We start from the raw sequence: 26,049 nt of genomic DNA, 5'->3' as shown, positions 1-26,049 counted from the left end.
CTGGACATGAACCGACTCAATCTGCAACGGCTGTTGACTGTCTGTGTGCTGGCCGCCTCGGTCAACCAGGCGTACGCCCACAGTGCCGAGGATCATTCACAACACCAGGCTCCGGCAGCACGCCTGGAGAGCACCCGGGTGGAAATCGTCGACGTGCCGCTGGTGGACCAGGACGGCAAGTCGGTGCGTCTGGAAAAAGACCTGCTGAACGACAAGATCGTGGTCATGGGCTTCATCTACACCAGTTGCACCACGGTCTGCCCGGTGGTGTCCTCGATCATGGGCAAGGTCCAGAAACAGCTGGGCGGGCGGGTCGGCAGCGACGTGCAACTGGTGTCGATCAGCGTCGATCCACTGCGCGACGATCCCAAGCGCCTCGCCGACTACGCCCGGCAATTCCAGAACGGGCCAGGCTGGAGCTGGCTGACCGGCTCGGCGCCGTCGATCAGCGACACCCTCAAGGGCCTCGGCGCGCAGAGTCCGGACCTGAAGAACCATGCGCCGCTGATCATGGTTGGCGACGGCAACAGCAGCCACTGGACCCGCTATTACGGCTTTACCGACCCGCAAGTGCTGATCACTGAAATCAACAAACTCAGCGGCCTGCGGGTGCACGCCAAACACACCGCGATTGCCCTGGAGAGTCAGCCATGAGAGCCATTGACTGGATTGCCCTGACAATCTGCTACTTCATCTTCAGCACCCTGGCCTTTGCCCACGAAGGCCATCAGATGAGCGAGCCGGCGCCGGATGCCGCGCCTCAGCCAGCAGCCACCGCAGCGCCTGCAGGTACTCGCGACGCACGGACCTGGTTCACCGATACCGAGTTGCAGAACCAGAACGGCGAGACCCTGCGCTTCTACAGCGACGCCCTGGAAAACAAGGTGGTGCTGATCAACGTGATCTTCACCAGTTGCAACGACGCCTGCCCGCTGATCACCCGCAAACTGCGGGAAGTGCGCGAAGCCCTGGGCGACATGGCTGACCAGGTCACCTTCGTCTCCCTGACCAGCGACCCGCTGCGCGATACCCCGGCGGTGCTCAAGGCCTACACCCTCAAACAGGGCGCCGACGACCCGAACTGGCTGTTCCTCACCGGCGACAAGGCGCAGATGGACCTGGTGCTGGGACGCATCGGTCAGATCATCCCGTCGCCGGAGCAACACTCGACGCAACTGATCGTCGGCGATGTGGCCAACAAACGCTGGAGCAAGATTCGCCCCGATGCGCCGCCCAGCGCCATCGCCGAGCGCTTGAAGCTGCTGACCATGCCAATCGCCGGTCGTTGAGTCTCGATCATGAAGAGCCTGCCGATTGCCAGCCTGCTCCTGCTCGGATGCTTGAGCCTGGCGGCCAACGCCCTGACCCTGACACCGCAAGAGAGCGCCGGCAAACGCCTGTATCGCGAGGGCCTGTCAAGCAGTGGCGAGCCGGTGATGGTGCGGGTCGGCGCGGCGGATATTCTGTTGCCGGCGAAATCCATGCCCTGTGCGAACTGCCACGGCAACGATGGCCTGGGCCGTCCGGAAGGCGGGATACGCCCGCCGGATATCACGTGGTCACGGCTCAGCGCGCCCTACGGGCAACAGCAGGTCAACGGCCGCGATTACCCGGCCTACAGCGAAGCCGCAGTGGCGCGGGCGGTGCAGGAAGGGCGCGATCCAGCCAACCAGCGGCTCGACCCGGCAATGCCACGTTTTGTCCTGACCATGGCTGATCAACGCAACTTGACCGCCTACCTCAAGCGCCTGGCCGATGACCGCGACCCCGGCCTGAAGCCCGACACTCTGCACCTGGGCACCCTGCTGCCGAGCGACGGGCCGCTGGCCGGTGAGGGGCGCACGGTGGCGGCGGTGCTCCAGGCGAGCATTGCGCGAATCAACGAGGAGGGCGGAATCCATGGCCGGCGCCTGCAGCTGAGCATCCTCGACCCGGGGCCGGATCAGGCCAGTGCCCTGGCGGCCCTGCGCCAGTTGATCGATACACCGGTGTTTGCCCTGGTTTCCCCGTTGGCCCCAGCATTGGGGGATGCCTTGCCAGCCTTGCTGGAAGAGACCGGGGTGCCACTGGTGGGCGGTGTATCCTGGCTCGGCGCGAGCCCGCGCAGCCGGCAGATCTTCGAGCCCTTGCCGGGCCTGGCGGAACAGATGATCGCCCTGGCGGATTTCGCCGCGCGTGATCTGCAGGCCAGTCAGCAGCCCAGCTTGATCGTCTATCAGGAGCAGGACGGGCAGGGCGCGGTCGCCCGACAATTGAGCAGCTACTTGCAGGCCCATGGCTGGTCCCAGGTGCGTTTGCAGGCATTCGATCCGGTGCAACCGGCGTTGCTCGAGCCACAACAACTGGCGGCTGTGGGTACGGTGTTCTATCTCGGCAACGGCGCCGGCTTCGGCCAGCTTGGCGTGCAGTTGCAGACACACGGCGCAGTGCCTCAGCTATTTGCCGCGTCGAGTCAGGTGGCCGGCGATGTCCGCGAGTTACCGAGTGAATTCTCTCGGCGGGTGTACCTCGCCTATCCGTTTGTCCCCGGTGACTGGACCGCCGAGGGGCGCGCGGCGCTTCAGCAAGTGCGCCAGCGCAGCGGTTTGAAAGGGGGCCACGCGGTGCAGCAGGTCGGCGCCTTCAGCTCGATGCTGCTGCTCAGCGAAGGCATCAAGCAGGCCGGGCGTGACGCCAGCCGGGAAAAACTGCTGGCGGCCCTTGAAGGCCTGCACGACTTCGCCACCGGCCTGACCCCACCCATGAGCTTCGGCCCCGGCCAGCGCATGGGCCTGCGCGGGGCACATATCGTCACGGTGGAGTTGCCCGATCAACGTTTCTTCCCCGTCGCACGCTATCAGCCGATAGCGACGGCACCCTGATGCGAGGAGCGATCATGAAGTTCAGTTGTCTGCTCATCACTTTGCTCATCGTGGTGGCCGAGGTCCAGGCCAACACTGACAACGACGACAATGGCCCCGCTGCTGCGCGGGTCAATGGCCAGGCCATTTCCGAATTTCGCCTTGAACGCTACTTCACCGAGTACCTGCAGGCACAGGGCCGTGCCGTGGGCAGCATCCGCAACCCCAAGGCCTATAAACAATTGCGCCAAGCTGCGCTGAGCGACCTGATCGACAAGGAACTGCTCTGGCAGGAGGCGACCCGTCGTGGCCTGAAGATCAGTGATGAGTTGGTCAGGGCGCACATCGACGAGTTGCGCACGGCCATCGGCGGCAACGAAGTCTTCGCTCGGCGCTTGGAAGATGCCGGGTTCGACGAAGACTGCTTCGCCGACTACACCCGCAAGGAGCTCGCTGCGCAGCAGATGTACACCGAGCTGGTGACGGTCAAGGACCCGGATGAAAAGCAAGTGCGCGAGTTCTTCGAGGCCCAGCGCGCGGCCATGGCTCGCCCCGAGCAGATCCAGGCCCGGCATATTCTCCTGAAGCTCGCCCCCGATGCCGACGCCGCGACGGTAGAGGCCAGTCGTCAGCAATTACTCGGCCTGCGGGCGCAGATCGTCCAGGGCGCGGACTTCGCCACCCTGGCCAAGAGTCAATCTCAGGACAGCACCGCGGGCGAGGGCGGTGATTTGGGCTATTTTTCACATGGAAAGATGGTGTCCGAATTTGAAACAGTTGCCTTTGCGATGCAGACTGGTGAAGTGAGCCAGCCGGTTCGCACAGTATTTGGCTGGCATTTGATTCAAGTACAGAACCACTTGGCCGCCAGCGAGGTCGAAGAAGCCCAGGGGCTCGCATTGGTCAGGGGCTATCTCGCCCGCCAGCAGCAGATTCAGGCAGGACAGCAGGCTCTGGCGCAATTAAGGGAGCGCAACCGGATTGAACGTATCGACGATGAATGACCCGCTGTCCCCACAAGTGGGGCAAGTGTCAGGGGTAATACAAGAGGCTTCCCCGTCTTTGGGGGACGGGTGGCCGTGAGTAAAATACAAACCCCGGAAAATCAAATAGATAGCGCGGTCAAAAACCGCCGATAAGCCTGGCATGAAGTGTGCGTAAGCCTATTCAAGGCACGCACTCCCAGGTCCGAACAACGGATCTGCACGGTTCAAGGAGTCGACCTTGTTAAACAACAAAGTACTGGTTGTCGAAGACGAAGAGATCCTGGCGAAAAATCTCGAGGTTTACCTCGGGGCCCAGGGCCTGGAAGTCCGGGTTGCCCATGACGGTGCCAAGGCCATCGCAGAAGCGAAGACCTTTTTACCCGATGTAGTGGTACTTGATTACCGTTTGCCCGATATGGAAGGTTTTCAGGTGCTCGATGCTGTCCGCCAGAGCGGGGACTGTCATTTCGTGCTGATCACCGCGCATCCGACCAGTGAGGTCCGTGAGCGCGCGGCTCAGCTGGGAATCAGTCATATCCTGTTCAAACCTTTTCCACTGGCGGAATTGGCTCGTGCAGTCTGCGATCTGTTGGGGGTCAAACGGGAGCCAAAGGCCGGGGCCGCTCAAGCCGAAGGATTCGTCGAACGACGCCAGAGCAGGACCGAGAAATTCCCGCTGCAATTGTACGATGGCAGTTGGGTGCTGGCGGATCGCCGACAAAAGGGATCGCGGCCACCGGCACCGGACGACGAACAATTGCTCACCGGGGAGTAGGCGGTGCGAACAGACTGAAATGGCCTGCCGCACCGCCCGGGTTCTGAACCCCAGGCGTTGGAGAGCAAGCCATGGAACGTTTGTCACTGGCCGTCGAACCGGCCCAAGCGGCATCGCTACCTACCCGTTTCACCAGTGAGCAACTGGCGCATGCCCGGCATCAGGCCTCCAGCACCGGCGAGCGGCTGCTCGAAACCCTGCAGAGCCAGAGCGGCCTCGAGCCCATGGCCTTCATCCAGTGCCTGGGCACTACCCTGCATTATCCGGTGCTCGATACCGCCCAACTGTTCGAGGCCACCCCGGTGTTCGACCGGGTCACCCTGGCCCAATGCCTGAAACGCGAATTCATCCTGCTGCGCCACGCCGAGACGGTGATTGGCGTGTTCGCCGACCCCTTCGACACCAGTCGCCTGGCCTGGATTGACGACTGCCTGCACGGCGCGCCCCTGTACCTGGTGCACTTCGAAGACCTCAAGGCCTACCTGGCGCGTCACGAAGAGAGCTTCCACGCCGTCGAGTCGCTGAACGCCCAGGCCGATGCCAGCGTCGAGATCGACAACCTGCAAAGCCTGTCCCTGACCAGCATCAGTGAAGACGCCAGCGTAGTGGTCAAGCTGGTCAACTCGACCCTCTACGACGCGCTGAAAATGCACGCCAGCGACATCCACCTGGGCACCACCGGCAGTGGCCTGGTGATCAAGTACCGGATCGACGGGGTGCTCAACAACATCAGCAAGATCCAGGGTGCCGAGTTCGCTGAACAGGTGATCTCGCGGGTCAAGGTCATGGCCGAGCTGGACATCGGCGAGAAACGCGTGCCCCAGGACGGGCGTTTCAAGATCGGCATCAGTGGCCGGCAGATCGACTTCCGGGTCTCGATCATGCCGAGCATCTTCGGTGAAGACGCGGTGCTGCGGGTCCTCGACAAGCAGGACCTGGCGGACAAGGTCAGTGGCGTGCAGCTGCAGGCCCTGGGCTTTGAGGACGAAACCCTGCGCAGCCTGCGCCGGCTGGCGGCCGAACCCTACGGCATGGTGCTGGTGACCGGGCCGACCGGTAGCGGCAAAACCACCACGCTCTACGCGATGATCACCGAGATCAACCACGGCGTGGACAAGATCATCACCATCGAAGACCCGGTCGAGTACCAACTGCCGGGCGTGCTGCAGATCCCGGTCAACGAGAAAAAAGGCCTGACCTTCGCCCGCGGCCTGCGCTCGATCCTGCGTCACGACCCGGACAAGATCATGGTCGGCGAAATCCGTGACCCCGATACCGCGCAGATCGCCGTGCAATCGGCCCTCACCGGTCACCTGGTGTTCACCACCATCCACGCCAACAACGTGTTCGACGTGATCGGCCGCTTTACCCAGATGGAAATCGACCCCTACAGCCTGGTCTCGGCGCTCAACGCGGTGCTGGCCCAGCGCCTGATTCGCCTGGTGTGCAGCAGCTGCTCCAGCCCCGTGACACCCACCGATGAAGAACTGCACGACTCCGGCCTCGACCCGTTGCAGGTCGGCCATTACCACTTTGTTCACGGCCGTGGCTGCGGCCATTGCCGGGGCACCGGTTACCGCGGTCGCAGTGCCATTGCCGAATTGCTGCACCTGGACGACGAGCTGCGGCAGATGATCGTCGAACGCCAACCCATTGCGAAAATCAAGGCCCTGGCGTGCAGCCGTGGCCTGCGCCTGCTGCGCGAATCGGCGCTGGAGCTGGTGCGTGATGGTCGGACCACGCTGGAGGAGATCAATCGTGTCACTTTTATCGCGTGATCAATTTGTCGCCGTACTCGGCGCCAGCGGCGTCGGGCTGGGTCAGCGCCGGGCCGGGCAGATCCACTGGCTGGGCAGCGTCGGTTTTATCGACGAAGGCTACACCGCCTGGTCCGTCGCCCTGGAAACCCTCGATCGGCTGCTGGGTGAACATGCTCGCCCGCGCTCGGAAGTCACGGTGCTGGTGTCGGGGCATTTCAGTCGCTACTGCCTGGTGCCCTGGAGCGAGGAAATCAGCAGCCCGAATGAACTGCTCGGGTTTGCCCAGCTGTGCTTCGAGGACTTGTATGGGGCAGCCAACCAACCCTGGAACATCGTGCTCTCGGCAGAAGCCGCCGGCCATGACCGCATCGCCAGTGCCTTGCCCCAGGAGTTGCTGGAACGCCTGCGCAGCCTGGTCAGTGCACGCAACCTGCGCCTGAGCTCGGTGCAGCCCTACCTGATGGCGGCCTACAACCGCTTCGACAAGAGCCTGGGCAACGGCGACTTCCTGTTCGTCGTCGCCGAGCCGGTACGCAGCGTGCTGCTGCTGGCTCGCGAAGGGCGCTGGGTGGCGGTGCGCTCGGTGGGCAGCAATGACAGTGACGCAGCGCTGAGTGCCCTGATCGGTCGTGAACGGCAGCTTCAGGCCTCCACCAGCGAACGGCCTTTGAGTGTCTACCTGCATGCCCCGGCGCGCCTGGACGCGCTGCCCGAGTTGGACGATGTGCAGTTGCGCACCCTCGAAGAGGGGGCCGCGAGCGTGCACGACGGGCTGTATGTCATGTCCCTGGCGGTGGCCTGACATGCGCCCGCTGATGCTCGACTTCCAGCCCCCTCGGCGCTCCAGTCCCCTGGGCTGGAGCCTGTTGCTTGCCGGCAGTGTCCTGGTGCTGGGCTGCGTGGCCCTGCAACAACACCTCAGCCAGCAAGCCGAACAACAACAGGGTCACCTGCAAAACACCCAGCGCGTGCTGACCGGCGACAGTGCCGGCAAGCCCGGCCTGACCCCTGCCGAAACCCGCGAGCAGGCGCAGAACCTGGCGGAGATGCGCAAGGTCTCGCAGCAACTGCGCCGGCCCTGGGAACGTCTGTTCGCCATGCTCGAAGCCATGCCCAAGGATGACGTCGCGCTGCTGACCCTGACCCCCGATGCACGCAAGGGCCTGCTACGGATCAGTGCCGAAGCGCGGAATCTGGAGGCGATGCTGGAGTTCCACCGCCTGCTCGAAACCAGTGACGAACTCAGCGACGTGTCGCTGCTCAATCACGAAATCGTCGCGCAGTCGGCGGAACACCCGGTGCAATTCAACCTGTCGGCAACCTGGGAGATGGGCGATGCGAATCCCTAGACTGATCGTCCACGAGTACCTGCAAACCCTCGGCGTACCCGGCCTGGTGGGGTTGGCGGGGCTGATCCTCGCGCTCGGCTACGCCACCCTCGCGCTGCTGCCGGACTGGCGCGCGCTGGAAGACCTCAATCAGCAAACCCGCGAAGCCAGAGAGTACCTGGCCAGGGTCGAGGACGGCAGTGTCGCCGCGCCGGTGGTGCCGCAGCGCCAGCTCGATGATTTCCGCAGCAAGCTGCCGTCGCAGCCCCAGGCGACCGTGGCCATCGACAAGATCTATGCCCTCGCGGCCCTGGAACACATCACCCTGTCGCGCGGTGAATACGCCCTGGGCATCGATCCCAAGACCCACCTGGCGCGCTATCAGATTCTCTTGCCGGTACGCGGCAGCTACCCGCAACTGCGGCGCTTCATGCACGCCTTGCTGGCGCAGTTGCCGGCGGTGGTACTCGAAGACCTCGAACTGCAACGCAAACGCATCGCCGACACCGACATTACCGGTCGGATCCGCATGACCCTTTACCTGTCGAGGTCATGATGAACAACAAAAAACTCATCGGTTGGGTGGCGTTCTTCGGGGTTGCGGTGGCGCTGGCCTGGCTGCCGGAACTGTTCAGTGACAAGGACAACGGCGGCAATTCGGCCGGCGGCGTGGTCCTGTCGTCCGGAAAAGCCAGGTCCGGCGCCACTCCCTCCGCCAGTGAAGGGGCGAAGGGGGTGGCGATCAAGGACCTGGCACCGGCGGGCGATCTGTTCAGCTCACGCAGCTGGAAGCCGGCCGTCAAGCTCGCCACCGTCACCGAAACCCCGATTGTGCAAGCCCCGGTGGTGCAAGCCCCGACGGCGCCGCCGCTGCCGTTCCAGTTTGTCGGCAGGCTGGCTGATCAGCGTGACCTGCAGGTGTTCCTGCAGAGCGGCGAGAAAATCTACGTCGTCCGTAAAGGGGATGTGATCGACGACAACTGGCGGATCGTGGGCATTTCCGACAAGGAACTGAACCTGGTCTACCTGCCTATGCATTTATCCCAGACCCTGTCTGTGGGGAGCGCGCCATGAACCACCCCCGTAAGCTGATGTCCCTGATTTGCCTGTGCGTTGGCCTCGCCGCGTGCAGCTCGGCGCAACTCGCCAATAAGGAAGGCCAGGAACTGATCGAGCAAGGTCAGTACGAAGCAGGATTGGCGCGGATCGAGGAAGGCTTGCGGGAAAACCCTCGCGACACCGAACTGCACCTGGCGCTGACCAGCGGCCGTGCGCGGGCGGTGGAAGCCTTGCTGGTACAGGGCGATTCGGACCGTTCGCAACGGGATTTCGCCTCGGCGCGGATCAACTACTCCCGGGTGCTGGTCATCGAGCCGAACAACCGCCGCGCCCAGGAAGCCCTGCGTCAGCTGGAGTACATGCGCAGCCTCGACGCCAAGCTCGAACTGGCCCGTGGCGACCTGCGCCGTGGTGACATCTATGGCGCCGATCGCCAGGTCAAACAGATCCTCGACCTCGATCCGAAGAACGAAGGCGCGCTGGAGTTGAACAGCAACATCCAACTGGTGAAAAGCCGCAACGTAGTGAGCAATCCGCAACTGCGCACTCGCCTGGACCGGCCGGTCACCCTGGAGTTTCGTGACGCCAACCTGAAGACCATCTTCGAAGTGCTGTCTCAGGTCGCCGGACTCAACTTCATCTTCGACAAGGACCTGCGCCCCGACATGAAGGCGACCATCTTCGTCCGTGAAGTGCGCATCGAAGACGCCGTCGAATTGCTGCTGCAGCAGAACCAGTTGCACCAGAAAGTGGTGAACGACAACACCATCCTGATCTACCCGGACTCGCCGCAGAAGCTCAAGGATTACCAGGAGCTGGTGATGCGCACCTTCTACCTGACCAGCATCGATTCCAACACTGCGTTGAACATGATCAAGACCATGCTCAAGACCCGCGACGTGTTTGTCGATGAACGCCTCAACACCCTGACCATGCGCGACACCGAAGACGCGGTGCGGATGGCCGAGAAGCTCCTGCAATCCCAGGATCAGTCGAACCCGGAAGTGGTGCTTGAAGTGGAAGTGATGGAGGTCGCCCGCCAGCGCATTCTCGACCTCGGCCTGCAATGGCCCAACACTTTCGGCGTGCTCACCGAGGACGGCAACCCGGTGACCATTCTTGACCAGCTCAAAGGTCTTAACTCCAGCCGCATCAGCATCAACCCGTCGCCGCAGGCCAAGATCAACGCCCAGGACAACGACATCAACACCCTGGCCAGCCCGGTGATCCGCGTGACCAATCGTGAGCAGGCACGGATCCACATCGGCCAGCGGGTGCCGATCATCAGCGCCACTTCGGTGCCGTCGACCCAGGGCCCGGTGATCACCGAAAGCGTGACCTACCTCGACGTCGGTCTGAAGTTGGAAGTGCAACCAATCGTTCACCTGAACAACGAAGTGGCGATCAAGATTGCCCTTGAAGTGAGTAACGCCACACCGCTGGAGCCGACTCGCCAGGGCACCATCCCGGTTCAGGTCGATACCCGCAACGCACAAACCACCCTGCGCCTGCATGATGGCGAAACCCAGATCCTTGCCGGTCTGGTGCGCAACGACCACCTGGCCACCGGCAACAAGATCCCCGGCCTCGGCGATATCCCAGGGTTGGGCCGGCTGTTCGGCAGCAACAAGGACACTGTTGGCAAATCCGAACTGGTGCTGTCGATCACCCCGCGGATCGTGCGCAACCTGCCGTACCAGAGCCCGTCGGACATGGAGTTCCAGACCGGCACCGAGACCAGCATGCACGTACCGGCGCCGCGCCGTGACGCCAACGTCTCGATCGAGCTGCCGTCCCAGCCTGTTGCCTCCAATCACCCAATCGAGAGGCCTTGAGTCATGAAACGCTCGGTGCGCGGTTTCACCCTGATTGAAGTGGTGGTGACCCTGGCCCTGATCGGCTTGCTCGCCGGCATGGCCGCGCCGCTCACTGAGACCATTGTGCGCCGGGGCAAGGAGCAGGATCTGCGCACCGCGCTGTACCAGATTCGCGATGCCCTCGATGCCTACAAGCGCGCCTTCGACGCCGGCTACATCGAGAAGTCGTTGAACAGCAGCGGCTACCCGCCAAGCCTGCAAGTGTTGGTGGACGGAGTACGGGATGTGCGCAGTGCCAAGGGCGCCAAGTTTTACTTCCTGCGGCGCATCCCGCGTGACCCGTTCGCCACGGCCAAGCGTGACGATCAGGGTGGCTGGGGCCTGCGCTCCTACGACAGCACGGCCCAGAGCCCGCGTGAAGGCGAGGACGTCTACGACGTGTACTCCCACGCCCGCGGCAAGGGCCTCAACGGTATCGCTTACAGTGAGTGGTGAGCTTATGCGCCGGGAAAAGGGTTTTACCCTGCTGGAACTGATGGTGGTGATGGCGATCATCGCGACCCTGATGACGATCGCTCTGCCGCGCTACTTCAACAGCCTGGAAACCTCCAAGGAAACCACGCTGCGCCAGAGTCTGTCGGCCATGCGCGAAGCCCTGGATCACTACTACGGCGACACCGGTCACTACCCTGATTCCCTCGATCAACTGGTCGAGCAACGCTACCTGCGCAACGCGCCCATGGACCCGATCAGCGAGCGCAGCGATTTGTGGGTACTGGTCGCGCCACCGGATGGAGTGGCCGGCGGAGTCGCCGATGTGAAGAGTGGTGCTACCGGGAGGGCGCGTGATGGCAGCCTGTATTCCGAGTGGTAGCCCCCACGCCGAAGGCGGCTTCACCTACCTGGGCGTGCTGTTCCTGATCGTGGTCATGGGCATGGCCCTGGCCAGTGCCGGCGAGCTGTGGTCGACCAGCGCCCGGCGTGATCGCGAACGCCAGCTGCTGTGGGTCGGCACCCAGTATGCCCAGGCCTTGCGCAGCTACTACCGCAGTTCGCCCGGCGTGGCGCTGTACCCGCAGGAGCTGGCGGACCTGCTGGTGGATCAGCGTTTCCCGACACCTCGGTCGCACATTCGCCGCTTGTACCCGGACCCGATTGGCAATACCGAGGAATGGGGCTTTACCCGTGGCATCGACGGACGCATTACCGGGGTCTACAGCCAGTCCCACGAGCTGCCGCTCAAGCAGGCGGACTTCCCCGCCCAGTGGGTCGACTTCAACGGCATGACGCAGTATTCGGATTGGCAGTTTGTCGCCGAAAAGGCATTTCTCGACGGCCCGGCGGGACAGGTGAAAACCCCGTCCGCCACGGCAGATCGCTAAGGAGGCGTACTCATGAATGGTCTGTTCCTGACATCCCTGGCCCTGATGCTGACGCTTGCCACCAGCGCCGCGCGCGGTGACGACGAAGACGAAATGGCGGGCTTCATCATCGACAACACCATCTCCCACGTCGGCCACGATTTTTACTACTACTTCGCCGACCGCATGCGCGCCATCAGCCGCATGGACTTCAACCTGGTGGTGCGCGAACGCCCGGACGCACGCTGGGGCAGCCTGGTGACGGTGGAGTATGAGCGGCGCCTGGTTTACCGGCGCTTCCTGGCCCCCAACACCACCGAACTGAAAGACACCGCCGTCGAGGCCGCCGACCTGGTCAAGGCGCAGATCTCCCAGCGCAGGCTCGAAACGCTGCTACAAGACACCACCGACCTGGAGAAGGACGAACTATGAACAGCACAAGCCTCTCACGGCGTGCCGGCCTGTTGTTGCTGGGTCTGGGCAGCTGCGGCCTGGTCCAGGCCACGGAACTGGTCTACACCCCGATCAACCCATCGTTCGGCGGCAATCCGCTGAACGGTACCTGGCTGCTCAACAACGCCCAGGCACAAAACGACTACGACGACCCGGACATCAAGTCGCGGGCCACCACCACTGGTACCTCGGCCCTGGATCGCTTCACCAGCCAGTTGCAGTCGCGGCTGCTGTCGCAGTTGCTGGACAACATCTCCACGGGCAATACCGGGAGCCTGTCCACCGACTCGTTCATCGTCGACGTCATCGACGACTCGGGGGCTCTGAGTATTCAGGTGACCGACCGCGCGACCGGCGAAATTTCGGAAATCCAAGTGAATGGCCTGGCCCCTTAAGGGGATTCGGGACGATGGGGAGGGACGGACATGAAAACAATAATCCTGATGATGACGCTGTTGTTCACCTTGCAGGGCTGCGCACTGCGCGAACCGGTGGGCGCTGAGCAGGAAGGCGAGACGCCGACGCTGACACCGCGTGCCTCGACTTATTACGACCTGCTGAACATGCCGCGTCCCAAGGGGCGCCTGATGGCGGTGGTGTATGGCTTCCGTGACCAGACCGGGCAGTACAAACCGACCCCGGCCAGTTCGTTTTCCACCAGCGTCACCCAGGGCGCGGCGAGCATGCTGATGGACGCGCTGCAGGCCAGTGGCTGGTTCGTGGTACTGGAGCGTGAAGGTCTGCAGAATCTGCTGACCGAGCGCAAAATCATCCGCGCTTCGCAGAAAAAACCCAACACGCCGGTGAATATCCAGTCGGAGTTGCCACCGTTGCAAGCGGCGAACCTGATGCTCGAAGGCGGCATCATCGCCTATGACACCAACGTCAAGAGTGGCGGGGAAGGGGCGCGCTACCTGGGCATTGATATCTCTCGCGAGTACCGGGTCGACCAGGTCTCGATCAACCTGCGGGCGGTGGATGTGCGCAGCGGCCAGGTGCTGGCCAACGTGATGACCAGCAAAACCATCTACTCGGTTGCCCGCAGCGCCGGGGTGTTCAAGTTCATCGAGTTCAAGAAGTTGCTGGAAGCTGAAGTCGGCTACACCACCAACGAACCGGCGCAACTCTGCGTGCTGTCGGCCATCGAATCGGCAGTCGGCCACTTGCTGGCCCAGGGCATCGAACGCCGCCTGTGGCAAGTGGCTGGCGACCCCGCCCAGGCAAACCCGACCCTGGATCGCTACCTGGCGCAGCATAACAATGTGCAGAAGGATGAGGAGTGAGGGGGCACGGGACCTTCGAACACCACAAAACCTTGTAGGAGCGAGCCTGCTCGCGATGAAGTTGATGCGGTGCGGCTGATGGCCCCATCGCAAGCAGGCTCGCTCCTACAGTTTGGGGGGCTGCTTCAGAACTGCTCCGCACTCAACCCGAACAACGACTCGCTGCCGGCGCGGATCGACTGTTCCAGGCTGGCCATGCGCGGCAGCAGGCGCTGCATGTAGAAGTTCGCGGTGGCCAGTTTGCCGCCGTAGAAAGCCGGATCTTCAGGCAGCTTCTGCTCCGCCACCTGGGCCATGCGTGCCCACAGCCAGGCATAGGCCAGGTAGCCAAACAGGTGCAGGTACTCCACCGACGCCGCGCCAATTTCATTGCGGTTGTCCGCGGCCCGCGTTTGCAGCCAATCGCTGACATCCTCAAGGCGTTGCACCGCCTCGAACAGTTCTCCGGCAAACGGCGCGCCCGGCTGATCGGCGAAGCGGCGGATCTCTGCGGTGAACTGGCGCAGCGCCTGGCCGTTGTCGGCAAGCACCTTGCGTCCCAGCAGGTCCAGCGCCTGGATGCCATTGGTGCCTTCGTAGATCTGCGCGATGCGCACGTCACGCACCAACTGCTCCTGACCCCACTCGCGAATATAACCATGGCCGCCGAACACCTGCTGGCCGTGGATGCAGCTTTCCAGCCCGCTGTCGGTGAAGAACGCCTTGGCCACCGGCGTCAGCAGGGCCACCAGCGCCTGAGCGTTGTTGCGCTCGACCGGCTCATCGGCGTATTTCGCCAGGTCCAGTTGCTGCCCGACGTAGCAGGCAAACGCCCGACCGCCTTCGGTCATGGCCTTCATGGTCAGCAACATGCGGCGCACATCCGGATGCACGATGATTGGATCGGCGGCCTTCTCCGGAGCCACGGCACCGCTCGGCGCACGGCTTTGCACCCGTTCGCGAGCGTAGGCCACCGCGCTTTGATAGGACGCGGCAGCGCAGCCTATGCCCTGGATGCCGATCGACAGACGTTCGTAGTTCATCATGGTGAACATCGCCGCCAGGCCCTTGTTGGCTTCGCCCACCAGCCAGCCGCTGGCGCCGTCGAAGTTCATCACGCAGGTGGCCGAGGCCTTGATGCCCATTTTATGTTCCAGCGAACCACAGCTCACGGCGTTCGCTGCGCCGAGGGAACCGTCCGGGTTGACCAGCACCTTGGGCACCACGAAAAGCGAGATGCCCTTGGGACCCGCAGGTGCGTCCGGCAACTTGGCCAGCACCAAATGGATGATGTTCTCCGTCAGGTCCTGCTCGCCACCGGTGATGAAAATCTTGCTGCCGCTGATCCGGTAGCTGCCATCGGCCTGAGGTTCGGCGCGACTGCGGATCAGCCCCAGGTCGGTGCCGGCGTGGGCTTCGGTGAGGCACATGGAACCGGCCCAGCGCCCCTCATACATCGGTGGCAGGTAGATATTTTTCAGCGCCTCGCTGGCGTGCGCATCCAGGGCCAGGCAGGCGCCGGAACTCAGGGCCGAATACAGGGCGAAGCTGGAGTTGGCGCCGTAGAGCATTTCCTCGACCTGCACCGCGAGCATCTTCGGCATGCCCATGCCACCGTATTCGGCATTGCCTGCCAGACCGACCCAGCCGCCTTCGATGTAGGTCGCATAGGCCTGCTGGAAACCGCTCGGGGTGCTGACCTGGCCGTCGCGCCATTGCGCGCCTTCTTCGTCGCCGCTGCGATTGAGCGGGGCAATCAATTGCGACGTGACTTTCGCCGCTTCTTCGAGAATCGCATCGGCGGTGTCAGCATCGACCGTTTCCGCCAACGCTGGCAGGCGCGCCCACAGGGCAGGGGCGTCGAACACTTCGTGCAGGACAAAGCGCATGTCGCGCAACGGGGCGTTGAATTCGGGCATCGGGTAAACCTCACAAGGACGGTTGTTCTGGTGCGGCGACGGGCAGCGGTCCCGTCGCCGGCTGGCGAGTGGTCGTGGTTGGCCTAGAGCGCTTCGGCCCGTTCGCGCAGGACGTACTTCTGGATCTTGCCGGTGGAGGTCTTCGGCAGCAGGGTGAAGACCACCGTGCGCGGTACCTTGAAGCCGGCCAGGTGTTCGCGGCAGAAGCTGATGATGTCGGCCTCGCGCACGTCCTGGTGATCGGCCTTCAGGGTGACGAAGGCGCAGGGAGTTTCGCCCCATTTTTCGTCGGGACGGGCGACCACCGCCGCCTCCATCACGCCCGGGTGGCGGTACAGCACGCCTTCGAGTTCGATGGTGGAAATGTTCTCGCCGCCGGAAATGATGATGTCCTTGAGGCGGTCCTTGATCTCGACGTAACCGTCCGGATGACAAACCGCCAGGTCGCCGGTGTGGAACCAGCCGCCTTCGAAGGCTTCGGCGGTGGCGCTGGGATTCTTCAGGTAGCCCTTCATCACCGTGTTGCCGCGCATGAAGACCTCGCCGATGGTTTGGCCGTCACGCGGGGTCGGTTCGAGGGTGCTGGAGTCGGCGACCATCACTCCTTCCAGGGTGGCGTAGCGCACGCCCTGGCGCGCCTTGACCTGGGCTCGCTCGTCGAGGGGCAAGGCGTCCCACTCGGCATGCCAGGCACAAATAGTCACCGGGCCGTAGGTTTCGGTCAGGCCGTAGACGTGGGTGACCTTGATGCCCATCTGCTCCACCGCACCGATCACCTTGGCCGGTGGCGCGGCACCGGCAACCATGGCGTTGACCGGATGATCGATCGCCGCCTTGGCCGATTCCGGCATGTTCACCAGCGCATTGAGCACGATCGGCGCACCACACAAATGAGTGATCTGGTGTTCGCGAATCAGGGTCAGGATCTTCTGCGGATCAACGCGGCGCAGGAACACGTGGACCCCGGCCAGCGCGGTGATGGTCCAGGGGTAGCACCAGCCATTGCAGTGGAACATCGGCAGGGTCCAGAGGTACACCGGATGATTGCCCATGGCCCAGGTCATCTGGTTGCCCAGCGCGTTCAAATAGGCGCCGCGATGGTGATAAACCACACCCTTGGGATTGCCGGTGGTGCCCGAGGTGTAATTCAGCGAGATCGCCTGCCACTCGTCCGCCGGCCACTGCCAGGCGAAGTCCGGATCGCCCTCGGCCAGCAGCGCCTCGTAGTCCAGTTCGCTTACGGCCTGTCCTTCGCCATACTCCGGGTCGTTGACATCGATCACCAGCGGCGGGTGATCAAGCATGCCCAGGGCGGCGTGGATCACGGCGTGGAACTCGCGGTCGGTGATCAGCACCTTGGCTTCGCCATGCTGCAGCATGAAAGCGATGGCTTCGGCATCCAGGCGCACGTTGAGCGGGTTGAGCACGGCGCCGATCATCGGCACGCCGAAATGCACTTCGAGCATCTCGGGAATATTCGGCAGCATCACCGCCACCGTGTCGTCCTTGCCGATCCCGCGTCCGGCCAGGGCCGAGGCCAGGCGCCGGCAGCGGGCGTAAGTCTGCGCCCAGGTGCGGCGGATCGAGCCGTGGATCACGGCGGGGTAGTGGGGATAAACACTGGCCGTGCGCTCGATGAAGCTGAGCGGAGACAAGGCGATGTGATTGACAGGCGCAGGGCTGAGCCCTTGTTCATAGATCGACATGTACGGTACCCGGTGGCTGATTGTTAGCTCTGATCGGTGACCCGGCGTGTGCGCCGAGGTCATCTTTAAATGTCCGGTGTGCTTTATATACATTTGGCGATAGATATGGAAGTACAACCTAAGACGTATAGTATATCTACTATATTTGTTTCTCTCGAAGCGCTAATCAGTCACGTCCCGGTATATGCTGGGCGCCTTTGAATCCCTGGACCGCCCATGAGCCAGACGCCTGAATCGCCGCTGCTACCCCACGACCCGCAGCCCAGCCTGTTGCTTGACCCGCAAGGCCAGCCGCTGGCGTTCAACCCGGCGTTGCTGGCGTTACTTGGCGAGCGTTCGCCGGCGCAGGTGGCGGAGCTGCTGCCAGTGAATTACCTGATGCTGGTACGCGCCTGTCTTGATCAGCAGCGGGCCATCGAAGAGGTCGAGGTGCAGTTGCAGGCGCGGATCCTCACCTGGACCTTCATCCCCGATCCGCAGGCCAAGCGTGTACTCGCCCGCTGCCACGACGCCACCGCGCAGATTGTCGCCCGGCGTGAAGCGGCCACGGCACGCCGGCTGTACCGGCTGATCATCGAAAACACCACCGACCTGATCTCCCGGCACACCCCGGACGGGCTGTTTCTCGATGCCTCGCCGGCGTCCTGGACCCTGCTCGGCTACTGGCCCGAAGAGCTGCGCCGGCAACCGGCCCAGGGCCTGTTCCATGTCCAGGGTCTGGCCAGTCTGATGCAGCGTGCGCAGGAAGCGCTGGCGCAGGACGGTTACCACACCATGACCTACCGCATCCGTCACCGCGACGGGCATTACCTGTGGTTCGAAACCGCCTGCCGGGCAATCCGCGAAACCTACACCGGTGCCGTGGTGGAGGTGGTCAGCGTGTCGCGGGATATCACGGCACGGGTGCAGGCCGAGGAAAATAAGCGACGCCTGGCCGAAGTGGTCGAGGCCAATACCGATCCAGTGTTGTTCATCGACCCGCTGGGACAGGTCACCTACCTCAACCCCGCCGCGCGGCGCATCCTCGGAATCGGCGCCGAACAGCCGATGCCCGATCTCGCTGAATTGTTCGCCAGTGACGACCTGGCGCGCCTGCAACGCGATGGCTGGCCCAGTGCCGAGCGCGATGGCGTGTGGAGCACCGACGCGCGCCTGCAACCGTCCGGCGGTGGTCGTTCGGTGCCGGTGTCGCTGGTGTTGCTGGCGCATCGGGCGGCTGCCGGCGAGCGCTATTACTCGCTGGTGGCGCGGGACATGACCGAGCGCGAACTGCGTGAAGCCCAGCAGCGCCGGCATCAGGACGAACTGGCGCACACCGCGCGCCTGGTGACCCTGGGCGAACTGGCTTCGGGCATCGCCCATGAAATCAATCAGCCGCTGGCGGCGGTGGTCAATTACGCGAATGCCAGCCAGCGTTATTTGCAGACCCTGGGCAGCAATCCCCAGGCGGCGGAAAAGGTCGCTCAGGGCCTGCAACGCATCAGCCACCAGGCCACCCATGCCGCGCAGGTGATCAGTCGCCTGCGTGGGTTCCTGCGCAAGGGGCAGCGACGCATGCAGGCGCTGGACTTCAGCGAGGTGGCCCGCGAGGCCGTGCGTTTGTGTGCCTGGCAGGCGGGCAATTGCCAAGTGACAATCGAGGATCGACTCCCGGATAATCTGCCGCCGGTGTATGCCGACCGGGTGTTGCTGGAGCAGGTGCTGTTGAACCTGCTACGCAACGCCATCGATGCCAACCGCGAACAGCATCCCGCCGAGCCTTCGTTAGTCGTCATGACGGCTGGGCAGGTGGGGGCCGCCAGTGTCGAGATTCAGGTACAGGACCAGGGCCCGGGCGTCAGCGAGGAGCAACTGGCGCAGCTGTTTACCCCGTTCTACACCAGCAAGGCCGATGGCCTTGGACTGGGCCTGTCCATGAGTCGCAGCCTGATCGAAGGCTTCGGCGGCGAGTTGCAGGCGCGGCGCCAGGCGGTCGGACTGTTGATGAGCTGCCGTTTGCCATTGGCCGGCGCAACCCGAAAAGCACAGGAATAAGGCAATGACGGAGCAGGTGGTGTACGTGGTCGATGACGACCAGGGAATGCTCGAATCGACAGTCTGGCTGCTCGAGTCGGTAGGGCTGACGGCCTTGCCGTTCACCAGCGGCAGTGAATTTCTCAACGCCTGCGAGGCCGGTCGCGATGCCTGTGTCCTGTTGGACGTGCGCATGCCTGGCATGGGCGGGTTGAACGTGCAGGAAGAAATGCGCCTGCGCGAGCTGAATCTGCCGATCATTTTTGTCAGCGCGCACGCCGATGTACCAATCGTGGTCCGCGCCTTCAAGGCTGGCGCCCATGACTTTATCGAGAAGCCCTACAACGAGCAGTTACTGCTCGACAGTGTGCAGCAGGCGCTGAGCAAGTGTTCCCTGAGCCAGACCCACAGTCAGGGCCAGCAGCACCTGCAGGCCCGGCTCGCTTCCCTGACCCCGCGTGAGCGCGATGTGCTGTTGCCGCTGGTACAGGGCTACACCACTCGGGAAATTGCCGAGCAGTTGGGGGTCAGTGCGAAGACGGTCGACCTGTACCGCGCGCGGGTGATGAAGCGAATGCAGGCGCAGACCTTGCCGGATCTGGTGGGGATGGCGATTGCGGCGGGGTTGGTGGATGCGTTGCGGTTGCGTTGAGACTGGACTGGGTTGTTCGAAGATCCGGTGATCGACCCCAAAACCTGTAGGAGCCTGCTGGCGATGAGGCCTTTGGCCGCACCGCCTCAACCCTGCAGTTACTCACCAAACCCGACAATGGCTTTGGTTTCCAGATACTCCTCAAAACCGTACACACCAAATTCACGGCCATTGCCGGAGCGCTTGTAGCCACCGAAAGGCGCCATGGGGTTCCAGGCGGGGTAGTTGAGCAGCACTTGTCCTGCGCGAATACGCGAGGCGACTGCTCGTGCCTGAGCGAGGTCCTGGGACTGGACGTGGGCACTGAGGCCATACACCGTGTCGTTGGCAATCGCGATGGCCTCATCGAGGGTGTCATAGGCAATGATGCACAGCACCGGTCCAAAGATTTCTTCCTGGGCGATGCGCAGGGACGAGTCGACCTCGGAGAAAATCGTCGGCCGGGCGTAAAACCCCTTGGCGTGACCCGCTACCCGACCCAGGCCGCCGCACACCAGTTTGGCGCCTTCATTCAGACCCGCTTCGATCATGACTTGCACGCGCTTGAACTGAGCCTCGTTGGCAATCGGGCCCAGGACCGTGTCTTCGGATTGGGGGTCACCGACGATGATTGCATTGGCCGTGGCGGCGGCCAGTGCCTCGACCTCCGCCAGCCTGTCCCTGGGCACGATCATTCGGGTCGGGGCGCTGCACGATTGGCCGACGTTGCGAAACGCCGACATTACGCCCAGCGGAACGGCCTTGGCGAAGTCGGCATCGGGGAGCAACAGGTTCGGCGACTTGCCGCCCAGCTCCTGAGTGACGCGCTTGACGGTCGGTGCGGCTGCTTGCGCGACGAGCGCGCCGGCGCGGTTTGAGCCGGTAATCGAAATCATGTCGATGTCGGCGTGCGCAGCAATCGCTTCACCGACCTCCGGACCACTGCCATTGACCAGGTTGAAGACCCCCGGCGGCAGCCCTGCGTCGTGTACCAGTTGAGCGAAGAGCAGGGCGCTCAGCGGTGACAGTTCGCTGGGTTTGAGCACCACCGTGCACCCAGCCGCGATCGCCGGGGCGACCTTCGCGGTGATCTGATACAGCGGCCAGTTCCACGGCGTAATCAGACCGCAGACGCCGATGGGTTCGCGTTCAATCGCGGTGCTGCCTTCGAGTGTCTGGAAGCGATAGCGGGTCAGCAGATCCCGTGCGACCCGCACGTGTTCGGCTGCCAGGGGCACTTGCATCGCCCGGGCGAAACCGATCGCTGCGCCCATCTCCAGCGAGAGCGCCTGTGCCAGCTCCTCTTTGCGCTCCAGGATGAGCTCATGGATCTTTCCAAGAAACGCCGCCCGTGACGCAGCACTGGAAGCGGACCAGCCTGGAAAGGCCGCCCGTGCGGCAGCCACCGCCAGATCGACATCCTCGGCCATTCCGCGTGCAACTTCGGCAACCACGGTTTCAGTCGCAGGATTGACCACCGGCAAGCTCGCCGGGCTGACCGGTTCCGACCACTGTCCGTTGATGTAAAACCGCTGCGACATGTGCGGATCAACGCGGTAGCTATTCGAAGCGTGTGTAGTCATCAAACGAGCTCCTTGGAGCGGTAATGGGCGCTGTGAACAGCAGGGCACAAGAGACTGCGAAGCAGGGCAACGCGCTGGCTTGCGAGGTATTCTTAAGGGCCCTGTCCTGGCCATAAATTAACAAAACGATCTCGGTCAACGATGCCGTTGTTCAGCTCGGCAAAGGAGAATCTGCTGTATGCAGGACGAAAACGCGGCACTCGATCCAGCGCGGGATCAGGCCGCGCGTCTGCACCCGCTCATTCACTTGACGGCATACACCTTGCGCACGTACCGGGTGCTTTGCCAGGCGCAGGGTGCACCCTGGGCAACGAACACGCTGTCACCGGTATCGACGGTCACGCTTGCCCCGTCGTCAGCCGTCAAGGTCACGCTGCCTTCGATCAAGTGCATCAGCTCGTTGAGCTTGTGCCCACGGCCGTGACGGGTGTAGGGCGTCGAGTCCCAGACGCCGACGCGCAGGTCGGTGGCGTTGTCTTCGAAGGCGTTGCGAGAGCGGCATTGGGGTGTCGGGCCAATCAGCATCTGTGGCTCCGGGGCGGCCGAAGGTGACAGCAGCGCCAGCGGGTCGAGGAGTGTCAGGCCTGGGGTGGGCAACGCTGTGGTGACGCTGCAGAACGCCCACTGCGTTCCCTCCTGTGCCTCGATGTGCACGACGGTGCCGCGACCGATGACTGCGCTGCCTCCGACCGTCAGTTGCAGTGTCTGGTCCGGGGTTTTCAGTGTCACCTGGCCGCTGTGCACGACGATGGTTTCGCTGTGCGGATAGTCATCGCTGGCAACCGCGTGACGCCCGTCGATGATGCCCGCCGACACGCCGTCAGAGCCTGACCAGGCGACCTGGCGGCTTGCCGCGAATGGGTCCGCCGCACTCAATGCCTGTTGGCTGAAAGGTGTGTCGACGCGACGGCCATCGGCGCGAGCCAGCAGCAGAATGGAAGGTTGGGACATAGGGGTAGCGCTCCGGGTAAACACGAGAATTGAGAGGCGTGATACGAGGCGAACAGAGGCTCAGCCGATGGCTTGAGTGACCAGGGCAAACTGCTGCACGCCGCTGGTGGTTTGCGGTGGCGTGCCGCGCGCCATCTGCGCGACGGTATCGACCTTTTTCAGTCCGGTGGCTTCCAGCCAGTCACTCAAGCCACAGTCGGCCGGAATGTCGATGCGCACGAAGGCATCCGGCACCTGGCTCAGCAACGTGGCGATCAGGTGCTGGGCCTGGGCGAGGTTCTGCGCGATCACCGGGCCGATGCAGCGGCCACGGCCGAAGGGGCGCATCAACGCGAAAGCCTGCAGTTGCCCGTCGCGCACAATGCCCACCGACTGCTCGACGACGGGGAATAGATCGGCGAGTACTGCCTGCCGATCCAGTCCGCTACCGGCATTGGCCAATTCCAGCAGCCGAGGCTGATCCGCTGTACTCAGTGGGCGGCACTCTTCGCCATCAGCCAGGGGCGCTGGCGTGGGGGCCTGGACCTGGCCTTGATGCTGCTGGATCCGGCCGAACTCGACAAAGCCCTGGCTGCTGTACAGCGGTGCGCCGGCCAGCGTCGCGTTGAGCATCGGCGTGCTCGACTGGCAGGCGTCCAGCGCCAGTTCCATCAGCTTGCGACCGATGCCCTTGCCTTGATAGTCGTCACTGACGATCACCAGGCCAATGGTGGTGAAATCCCCTTGTGGGCAAGCGAAGGCCGACCCAATCAGGCGCTCGCCATCCAGCACGACAAAGCCTTTGCTGACTCGGTGCAGCATGGCCCAGTCATCCAGGCGATGGGGCCACTTCAATTGCACGGACAGTGCATGGGCGGCAGGCAGGTCGGCGGTGGTCATTGGGCGATAGCTGTATGAAGGAAGCGGGGCGGACATGACGAATCTCCGATGAAGAGTGTGCGCGAGCAACCGGTTGTCCGGCGTGATGACGCCTGTATCCCATCTGAATGACGGCATGGCAAGGGGGGCAGAAGTATTCGGTAGATTCCGCGAAGCGCAGGCCGCCAGACGACAGTTACTACTAAATTGCCCGGCGCTGTCGGCAGCAAATGCTCGGACGAATCAGCGCCGTTAAAAGGCTGTTTGCCAGGCAGTGAGACCCATCGTCCAGGCAGGGTTTTCTGCAGTTGAAAATGCTGCGCTTCGGATGCGGTTGCTCAGCTGGATCTGCCGTGCGCCGCAGCGAAACAGTGATGTGCCGGCAGGTGCACCAACAATCCCGGCGCTCGGCGCAGTTTCTGCGGTGATGGACCACGCGCGCGCGTATAAATGGGTTGTGAGGGCCCAATAAGTGCGCATAAATATGGGGTTTGCCCAAGGCTTGTGCGCACCGCAAAGTCTGCTGAGGGGGGCGGCTAAAACGGTGATTTGTATCGAACGCAGATCGCTTTTAACGCCATCTGCTGATTTCACAGTGTTGTAATGACGGTGTGCTGCAGCGTTGCATCACTGCTTCGCAATCGAAGCGAATGCTTGTCGCGCCATGACCTCAACGAACTTCAGGACCGCACTCAATGAGCTTTCTTCGCCCCAAATTCATTACGTTCGACTGCTACGGTACGCTGACCAATTTCCACATGGGCACGATGACCCGCGAGCTGTTCGCCGATCGCGTCCCTGCGGAGCAGATGGATCAGTTCGTCAAGGATTTCTCGGCCTATCGCCTGGACCAGGTCATGGGTGACTGGAGGCCTTACGACGAAATTCTCAAGACTGCCCTGGTACGGACCTGCAAGCGCTGGGGCGTCGAATACCGCGACGAAGGTCAGCTGTATTACGACGCCGTGCCAACCTGGGGCCCGCACCCGGACGTGCCAGCCGGCCTGTCGAAAATCGCCGACAAGATCCCTCTGGTGATTTTCTCCAACGCCAGCGACAGCCAGATCATGTCCAACGTCGACAAGCTCGGCGCGCCGTTCCACAAGGTCTTCACCGCCGAACAGGCACAGGCCTACAAGCCACGTCTGGCCGCGTTCGAATTCATGCTCGACAACCTCAACTGCGGTCCGGAAGACATCTTGCATGTGTCCTCCAGCTTCCGTTACGACTTGATGCCGGCTCACGATATGAAGATCAAGAACAAGGCCTTCGTCGCGCGCGGTCATGAAGTGCCGGGCAATGCCTTCTATGGCTACCAGCAGATTGCGGATATTGGTGGTCTGGCCGGGCTGGTCGGTCTGTAACGGCACTCTTTCTGGCATTGGCTTATTGGCATAGGGATTAAACATGGGCAGCGAATCCTACTGGCTCGACACGGCACCGGCCTTCACCGGCGCACAGCTCGGCGCATTGCCCGGGCAGGTCGACGTGGCCATCGTCGGTGGTGGTTTCACCGGCTTGGCGGCGGCTCGGGCATTGGCCCTGCAGGGGGCCAGTGTGGTGGTCCTGGAAGCGGGGCGGGTGATCGGCGAAGCCTCTGGCCGCAATGGTGGCCAGTGCAATACCGGGGTCGCCCAGGATTACGCCGGCCTGAGTGCCAGTCTCGGTGCCGACAAGGCCCGAGCCTACTACCAGGCCTATGAGAGCGCAGTGCAGAGCGTGGTGTCGTTGGTGCAGCAGGAGCAGATCGCTTGTGACCTGGTGCGCAACGGCAAGCTCAAGTTGGCCGCCAAGCCGATGCACTACGAAGGCCTGGCACGGACCTGCGAATTGATTCGCCGGGAAGTCGATGCCGATGTCGAGTTGCTGTCCGCCGAGCAGACCCGCGCCGAAGTCAATTCGGCGCAGTTCCATGGCGCCTTGCTGCAGCGCAACGGTGTGCAAATGCACGTCGGGCGCTTCGGCGTGGGTCTGGCCGAGGCCGCGGTGCGTCACGGCGCGCTGGTCCATCAAGGCACTTCGGTGCTGGATTGGAAAGCCCGGGCTGGTGGCTATCAGGTCAATACCAGCAAGGGTTCGCTGCACGCCGGGCAAGTGCTGCTGGCCACCGGTGCCTGTCAGCACGGAGGCCTGGGTTGGTATCGGCGGCGGATCGTGCCGGTGGGCAGTTTCGTGATTGCCACCGAAGTGCTGCCGCAAGCGCTGATTGACCAAATGCTGCCGGGCCATCGTGCCTATGTCACCAGCCGGATGATCGGCAACTACTTCCGCCTGACGCCGGACAACCGTCTGCTGTTCGGCGGTCGTGCGCGGTTTGCCATGTCCGACAGCGTCAACGATGCCAAGAGCGGCAAAGTGCTGCAGGCGGCGATGGTGCAGATGTTCCCGCAATTGGCCAGCGTCAAGATCGATTATTGCTGGGGCGGGCTGGTGGACATGACGTCCGACCGCTTGCCTCGGGCCGGCCAGCACGGCGGTGTTTTTCACTCCATGGGCTACAGCGGCCATGGCGTGCAGATGTCGGTGCACATGGGCCAGGTCATGGCCGACGTGATGGCCGGGAAGGCCGAGGCCAACCCCTGGCGGGAACTCGACTGGCCGGCGATCCCCGGGCATTTCGGCAAGCCGTGGTTCCTGCCGTTCGTGGGCGCTTACTACCGCTTCCAGGACTATTTGCATTGAGTTGATGTTGTGGCGCCACCGTCGTTTGCGTTTCCAGGACGCTCCGGACATCCGCGAGCACTCGA

The 26,049-nt window shown here is 63.1% G+C and carries 26 protein-coding genes; 21 read left to right on the top strand and 5 right to left on the bottom strand.

The window, feature by feature from the left end; all coding sequences use genetic code 11:
• The first annotated feature begins 6 nt into the window (after positions 1–6).
• The 17 genes from KW062_RS18710 to KW062_RS18630 all read left to right on the top strand — a co-directional run bounded on the left by KW062_RS18710 (position 7) and on the right by KW062_RS18630 (position 13,662).
• Positions 7–654 (top strand): SCO family protein, encoded by a 648-nt coding sequence (locus KW062_RS18710; protein WP_027616142.1) that lies wholly within the window; start codon positions 7–9, stop codon positions 652–654.
• The gene (locus KW062_RS18705; RefSeq protein WP_027616143.1) at positions 651–1,289 is read left to right on the top strand and encodes an SCO family protein; all 639 of its coding nucleotides are present in this window, start codon (positions 651–653) and stop codon (positions 1,287–1,289) included. The genes KW062_RS18710 and KW062_RS18705 overlap by 4 nt, the downstream gene beginning before the upstream one ends.
• A gap of 9 nt (positions 1,290–1,298) precedes the next feature.
• The gene (locus tag KW062_RS18700; RefSeq protein ID WP_105754932.1) at positions 1,299–2,861 is read left to right on the top strand and encodes a cytochrome c/ABC transporter substrate-binding protein; all 1,563 of its coding nucleotides are present in this window, start codon (positions 1,299–1,301) and stop codon (positions 2,859–2,861) included.
• 14 nt (positions 2,862–2,875) lie between these two features.
• Positions 2,876–3,844, top strand: coding sequence for a peptidylprolyl isomerase (locus KW062_RS18695; protein WP_027616145.1), 969 nt, complete (start codon positions 2,876–2,878; stop codon positions 3,842–3,844).
• Between the two features lie 220 nt (positions 3,845–4,064).
• Positions 4,065–4,601, top strand: coding sequence for a response regulator (locus KW062_RS18690; protein WP_027616146.1), 537 nt, complete (start codon positions 4,065–4,067; stop codon positions 4,599–4,601).
• A gap of 71 nt (positions 4,602–4,672) precedes the next feature.
• Positions 4,673–6,379: a GspE/PulE family protein gene (locus tag KW062_RS18685; RefSeq protein ID WP_105754931.1), complete on the top strand. Its 1,707-nt coding sequence runs from the start codon at positions 4,673–4,675 to the stop codon at positions 6,377–6,379.
• Positions 6,360–7,163, top strand: coding sequence for a hypothetical protein (locus KW062_RS18680; protein ID WP_027616148.1), 804 nt, complete (start codon positions 6,360–6,362; stop codon positions 7,161–7,163). Before KW062_RS18685 ends, KW062_RS18680 begins: the two co-directional genes overlap by 20 nt.
• Before the next feature lies 1 nt (position 7,164).
• Positions 7,165–7,710: a pilus assembly protein gene (locus KW062_RS18675; protein ID WP_027616149.1), complete on the top strand. Its 546-nt coding sequence runs from the start codon at positions 7,165–7,167 to the stop codon at positions 7,708–7,710.
• Positions 7,697–8,245: a GspMb/PilO family protein gene (locus KW062_RS18670; RefSeq protein WP_027616150.1), complete on the top strand. Its 549-nt coding sequence runs from the start codon at positions 7,697–7,699 to the stop codon at positions 8,243–8,245. Before KW062_RS18675 ends, KW062_RS18670 begins: the two co-directional genes overlap by 14 nt.
• Positions 8,245–8,763 (top strand): hypothetical protein, encoded by a 519-nt coding sequence (locus tag KW062_RS18665; protein ID WP_105754930.1) that lies wholly within the window; start codon positions 8,245–8,247, stop codon positions 8,761–8,763. Before KW062_RS18670 ends, KW062_RS18665 begins: the two co-directional genes overlap by 1 nt.
• The gene (locus KW062_RS18660; protein WP_105754929.1) at positions 8,760–10,583 is read left to right on the top strand and encodes a secretin N-terminal domain-containing protein; all 1,824 of its coding nucleotides are present in this window, start codon (positions 8,760–8,762) and stop codon (positions 10,581–10,583) included. The genes KW062_RS18665 and KW062_RS18660 overlap by 4 nt, the downstream gene beginning before the upstream one ends.
• A 3-nt stretch (positions 10,584–10,586) precedes the next feature.
• On the top strand, positions 10,587–11,060 hold the full coding sequence (locus tag KW062_RS18655) for a type II secretion system protein (protein WP_027616153.1): 474 nt from the start codon (positions 10,587–10,589) through the stop codon (positions 11,058–11,060).
• Positions 11,061–11,064: 4 nt separating this feature from the next.
• Complete coding sequence (locus KW062_RS18650) at positions 11,065–11,439, top strand: type II secretion system protein (protein WP_027616154.1); 375 nt, start codon at positions 11,065–11,067, stop codon at positions 11,437–11,439.
• A complete protein-coding gene (locus KW062_RS18645) occupies positions 11,414–11,947 on the top strand; it encodes a type II secretion system protein (RefSeq protein WP_027616155.1) in 534 nt (177 codons plus the stop codon). Before KW062_RS18650 ends, KW062_RS18645 begins: the two co-directional genes overlap by 26 nt.
• A gap of 12 nt (positions 11,948–11,959) precedes the next feature.
• Complete coding sequence (gene csgE / locus KW062_RS18640) at positions 11,960–12,358, top strand: curli production assembly/transport protein CsgE (RefSeq protein ID WP_027616156.1); 399 nt, start codon at positions 11,960–11,962, stop codon at positions 12,356–12,358.
• On the top strand, positions 12,355–12,774 hold the full coding sequence (locus KW062_RS18635; protein WP_027616157.1) for a curli assembly protein CsgF: 420 nt from the start codon (positions 12,355–12,357) through the stop codon (positions 12,772–12,774). The genes csgE and KW062_RS18635 overlap by 4 nt, the downstream gene beginning before the upstream one ends.
• Before the next feature lie 30 nt (positions 12,775–12,804).
• The gene (locus KW062_RS18630; RefSeq protein WP_027616158.1) at positions 12,805–13,662 is read left to right on the top strand and encodes a CsgG/HfaB family protein; all 858 of its coding nucleotides are present in this window, start codon (positions 12,805–12,807) and stop codon (positions 13,660–13,662) included.
• Between the two features lie 125 nt (positions 13,663–13,787).
• Here KW062_RS18630 and KW062_RS18625 read toward each other — a convergent pair whose 3' ends face one another.
• Together KW062_RS18625 and KW062_RS18620 are read right to left on the bottom strand one after the other, a co-directional pair.
• Positions 13,788–15,560 carry an acyl-CoA dehydrogenase C-terminal domain-containing protein gene (locus KW062_RS18625; RefSeq protein ID WP_105754928.1) on the bottom strand — a complete coding sequence of 591 codons (1,773 nt, stop codon included), beginning with the start codon at positions 15,558–15,560 and terminating at the stop codon, positions 13,788–13,790.
• 83 nt (positions 15,561–15,643) lie between these two features.
• A complete protein-coding gene (locus tag KW062_RS18620; RefSeq protein WP_105754927.1) occupies positions 15,644–17,266 on the bottom strand; it encodes an acyl-CoA synthetase in 1,623 nt (540 codons plus the stop codon).
• 216 nt (positions 17,267–17,482) lie between these two features.
• On the opposite strand from KW062_RS18620, the gene KW062_RS18615 reads away from it, so the two are divergent.
• Entirely contained in the window at positions 17,483–19,300 is a 1,818-nt protein-coding gene (locus KW062_RS18615) for a PAS domain-containing sensor histidine kinase (protein WP_105754926.1), read from the top strand.
• A gap of 4 nt (positions 19,301–19,304) precedes the next feature.
• Positions 19,305–19,931, top strand: a complete 627-nt coding sequence (locus KW062_RS18610; RefSeq protein ID WP_027616162.1) for a response regulator transcription factor — start codon at positions 19,305–19,307, stop codon at positions 19,929–19,931.
• Between the two features lie 98 nt (positions 19,932–20,029).
• Here the strand turns inward: KW062_RS18610 and KW062_RS18605 are convergent, their stop codons facing one another.
• The 3 genes from KW062_RS18605 to KW062_RS18595 form a co-directional block, all read right to left on the bottom strand.
• Complete coding sequence (locus tag KW062_RS18605; protein ID WP_105754925.1) at positions 20,030–21,493, bottom strand: aldehyde dehydrogenase family protein; 1,464 nt, start codon at positions 21,491–21,493, stop codon at positions 20,030–20,032.
• A 243-nt stretch (positions 21,494–21,736) separates the two neighbouring features.
• On the bottom strand, positions 21,737–22,444 hold the full coding sequence (locus tag KW062_RS18600; protein WP_105754924.1) for a cupin domain-containing protein: 708 nt from the start codon (positions 22,442–22,444) through the stop codon (positions 21,737–21,739).
• Positions 22,445–22,504: 60 nt separating this feature from the next.
• The gene (locus tag KW062_RS18595) at positions 22,505–23,359 is read right to left on the bottom strand and encodes a GNAT family N-acetyltransferase (protein WP_105754923.1); all 855 of its coding nucleotides are present in this window, start codon (positions 23,357–23,359) and stop codon (positions 22,505–22,507) included.
• A 638-nt stretch (positions 23,360–23,997) separates the two neighbouring features.
• Here KW062_RS18595 and KW062_RS18590 point away from each other — a divergent pair.
• Complete coding sequence (locus KW062_RS18590; RefSeq protein ID WP_105754922.1) at positions 23,998–24,666, top strand: haloacid dehalogenase type II; 669 nt, start codon at positions 23,998–24,000, stop codon at positions 24,664–24,666.
• A 43-nt stretch (positions 24,667–24,709) separates the two neighbouring features.
• Positions 24,710–25,984, top strand: a complete 1,275-nt coding sequence (locus tag KW062_RS18585; protein ID WP_027616167.1) for an NAD(P)/FAD-dependent oxidoreductase — start codon at positions 24,710–24,712, stop codon at positions 25,982–25,984.
• Positions 25,985–26,049 lie beyond the last annotated feature (65 nt).

Origin of the sequence: Pseudomonas fluorescens (assembly GCF_019212185.1) — a bacterium.
Classification (GTDB): Bacteria; Pseudomonadota; Gammaproteobacteria; order Pseudomonadales; family Pseudomonadaceae; genus Aquipseudomonas.
Note: the sequence above shows the minus strand (reverse complement) of the source record. Positions and strands in the feature narration are given on the sequence as shown.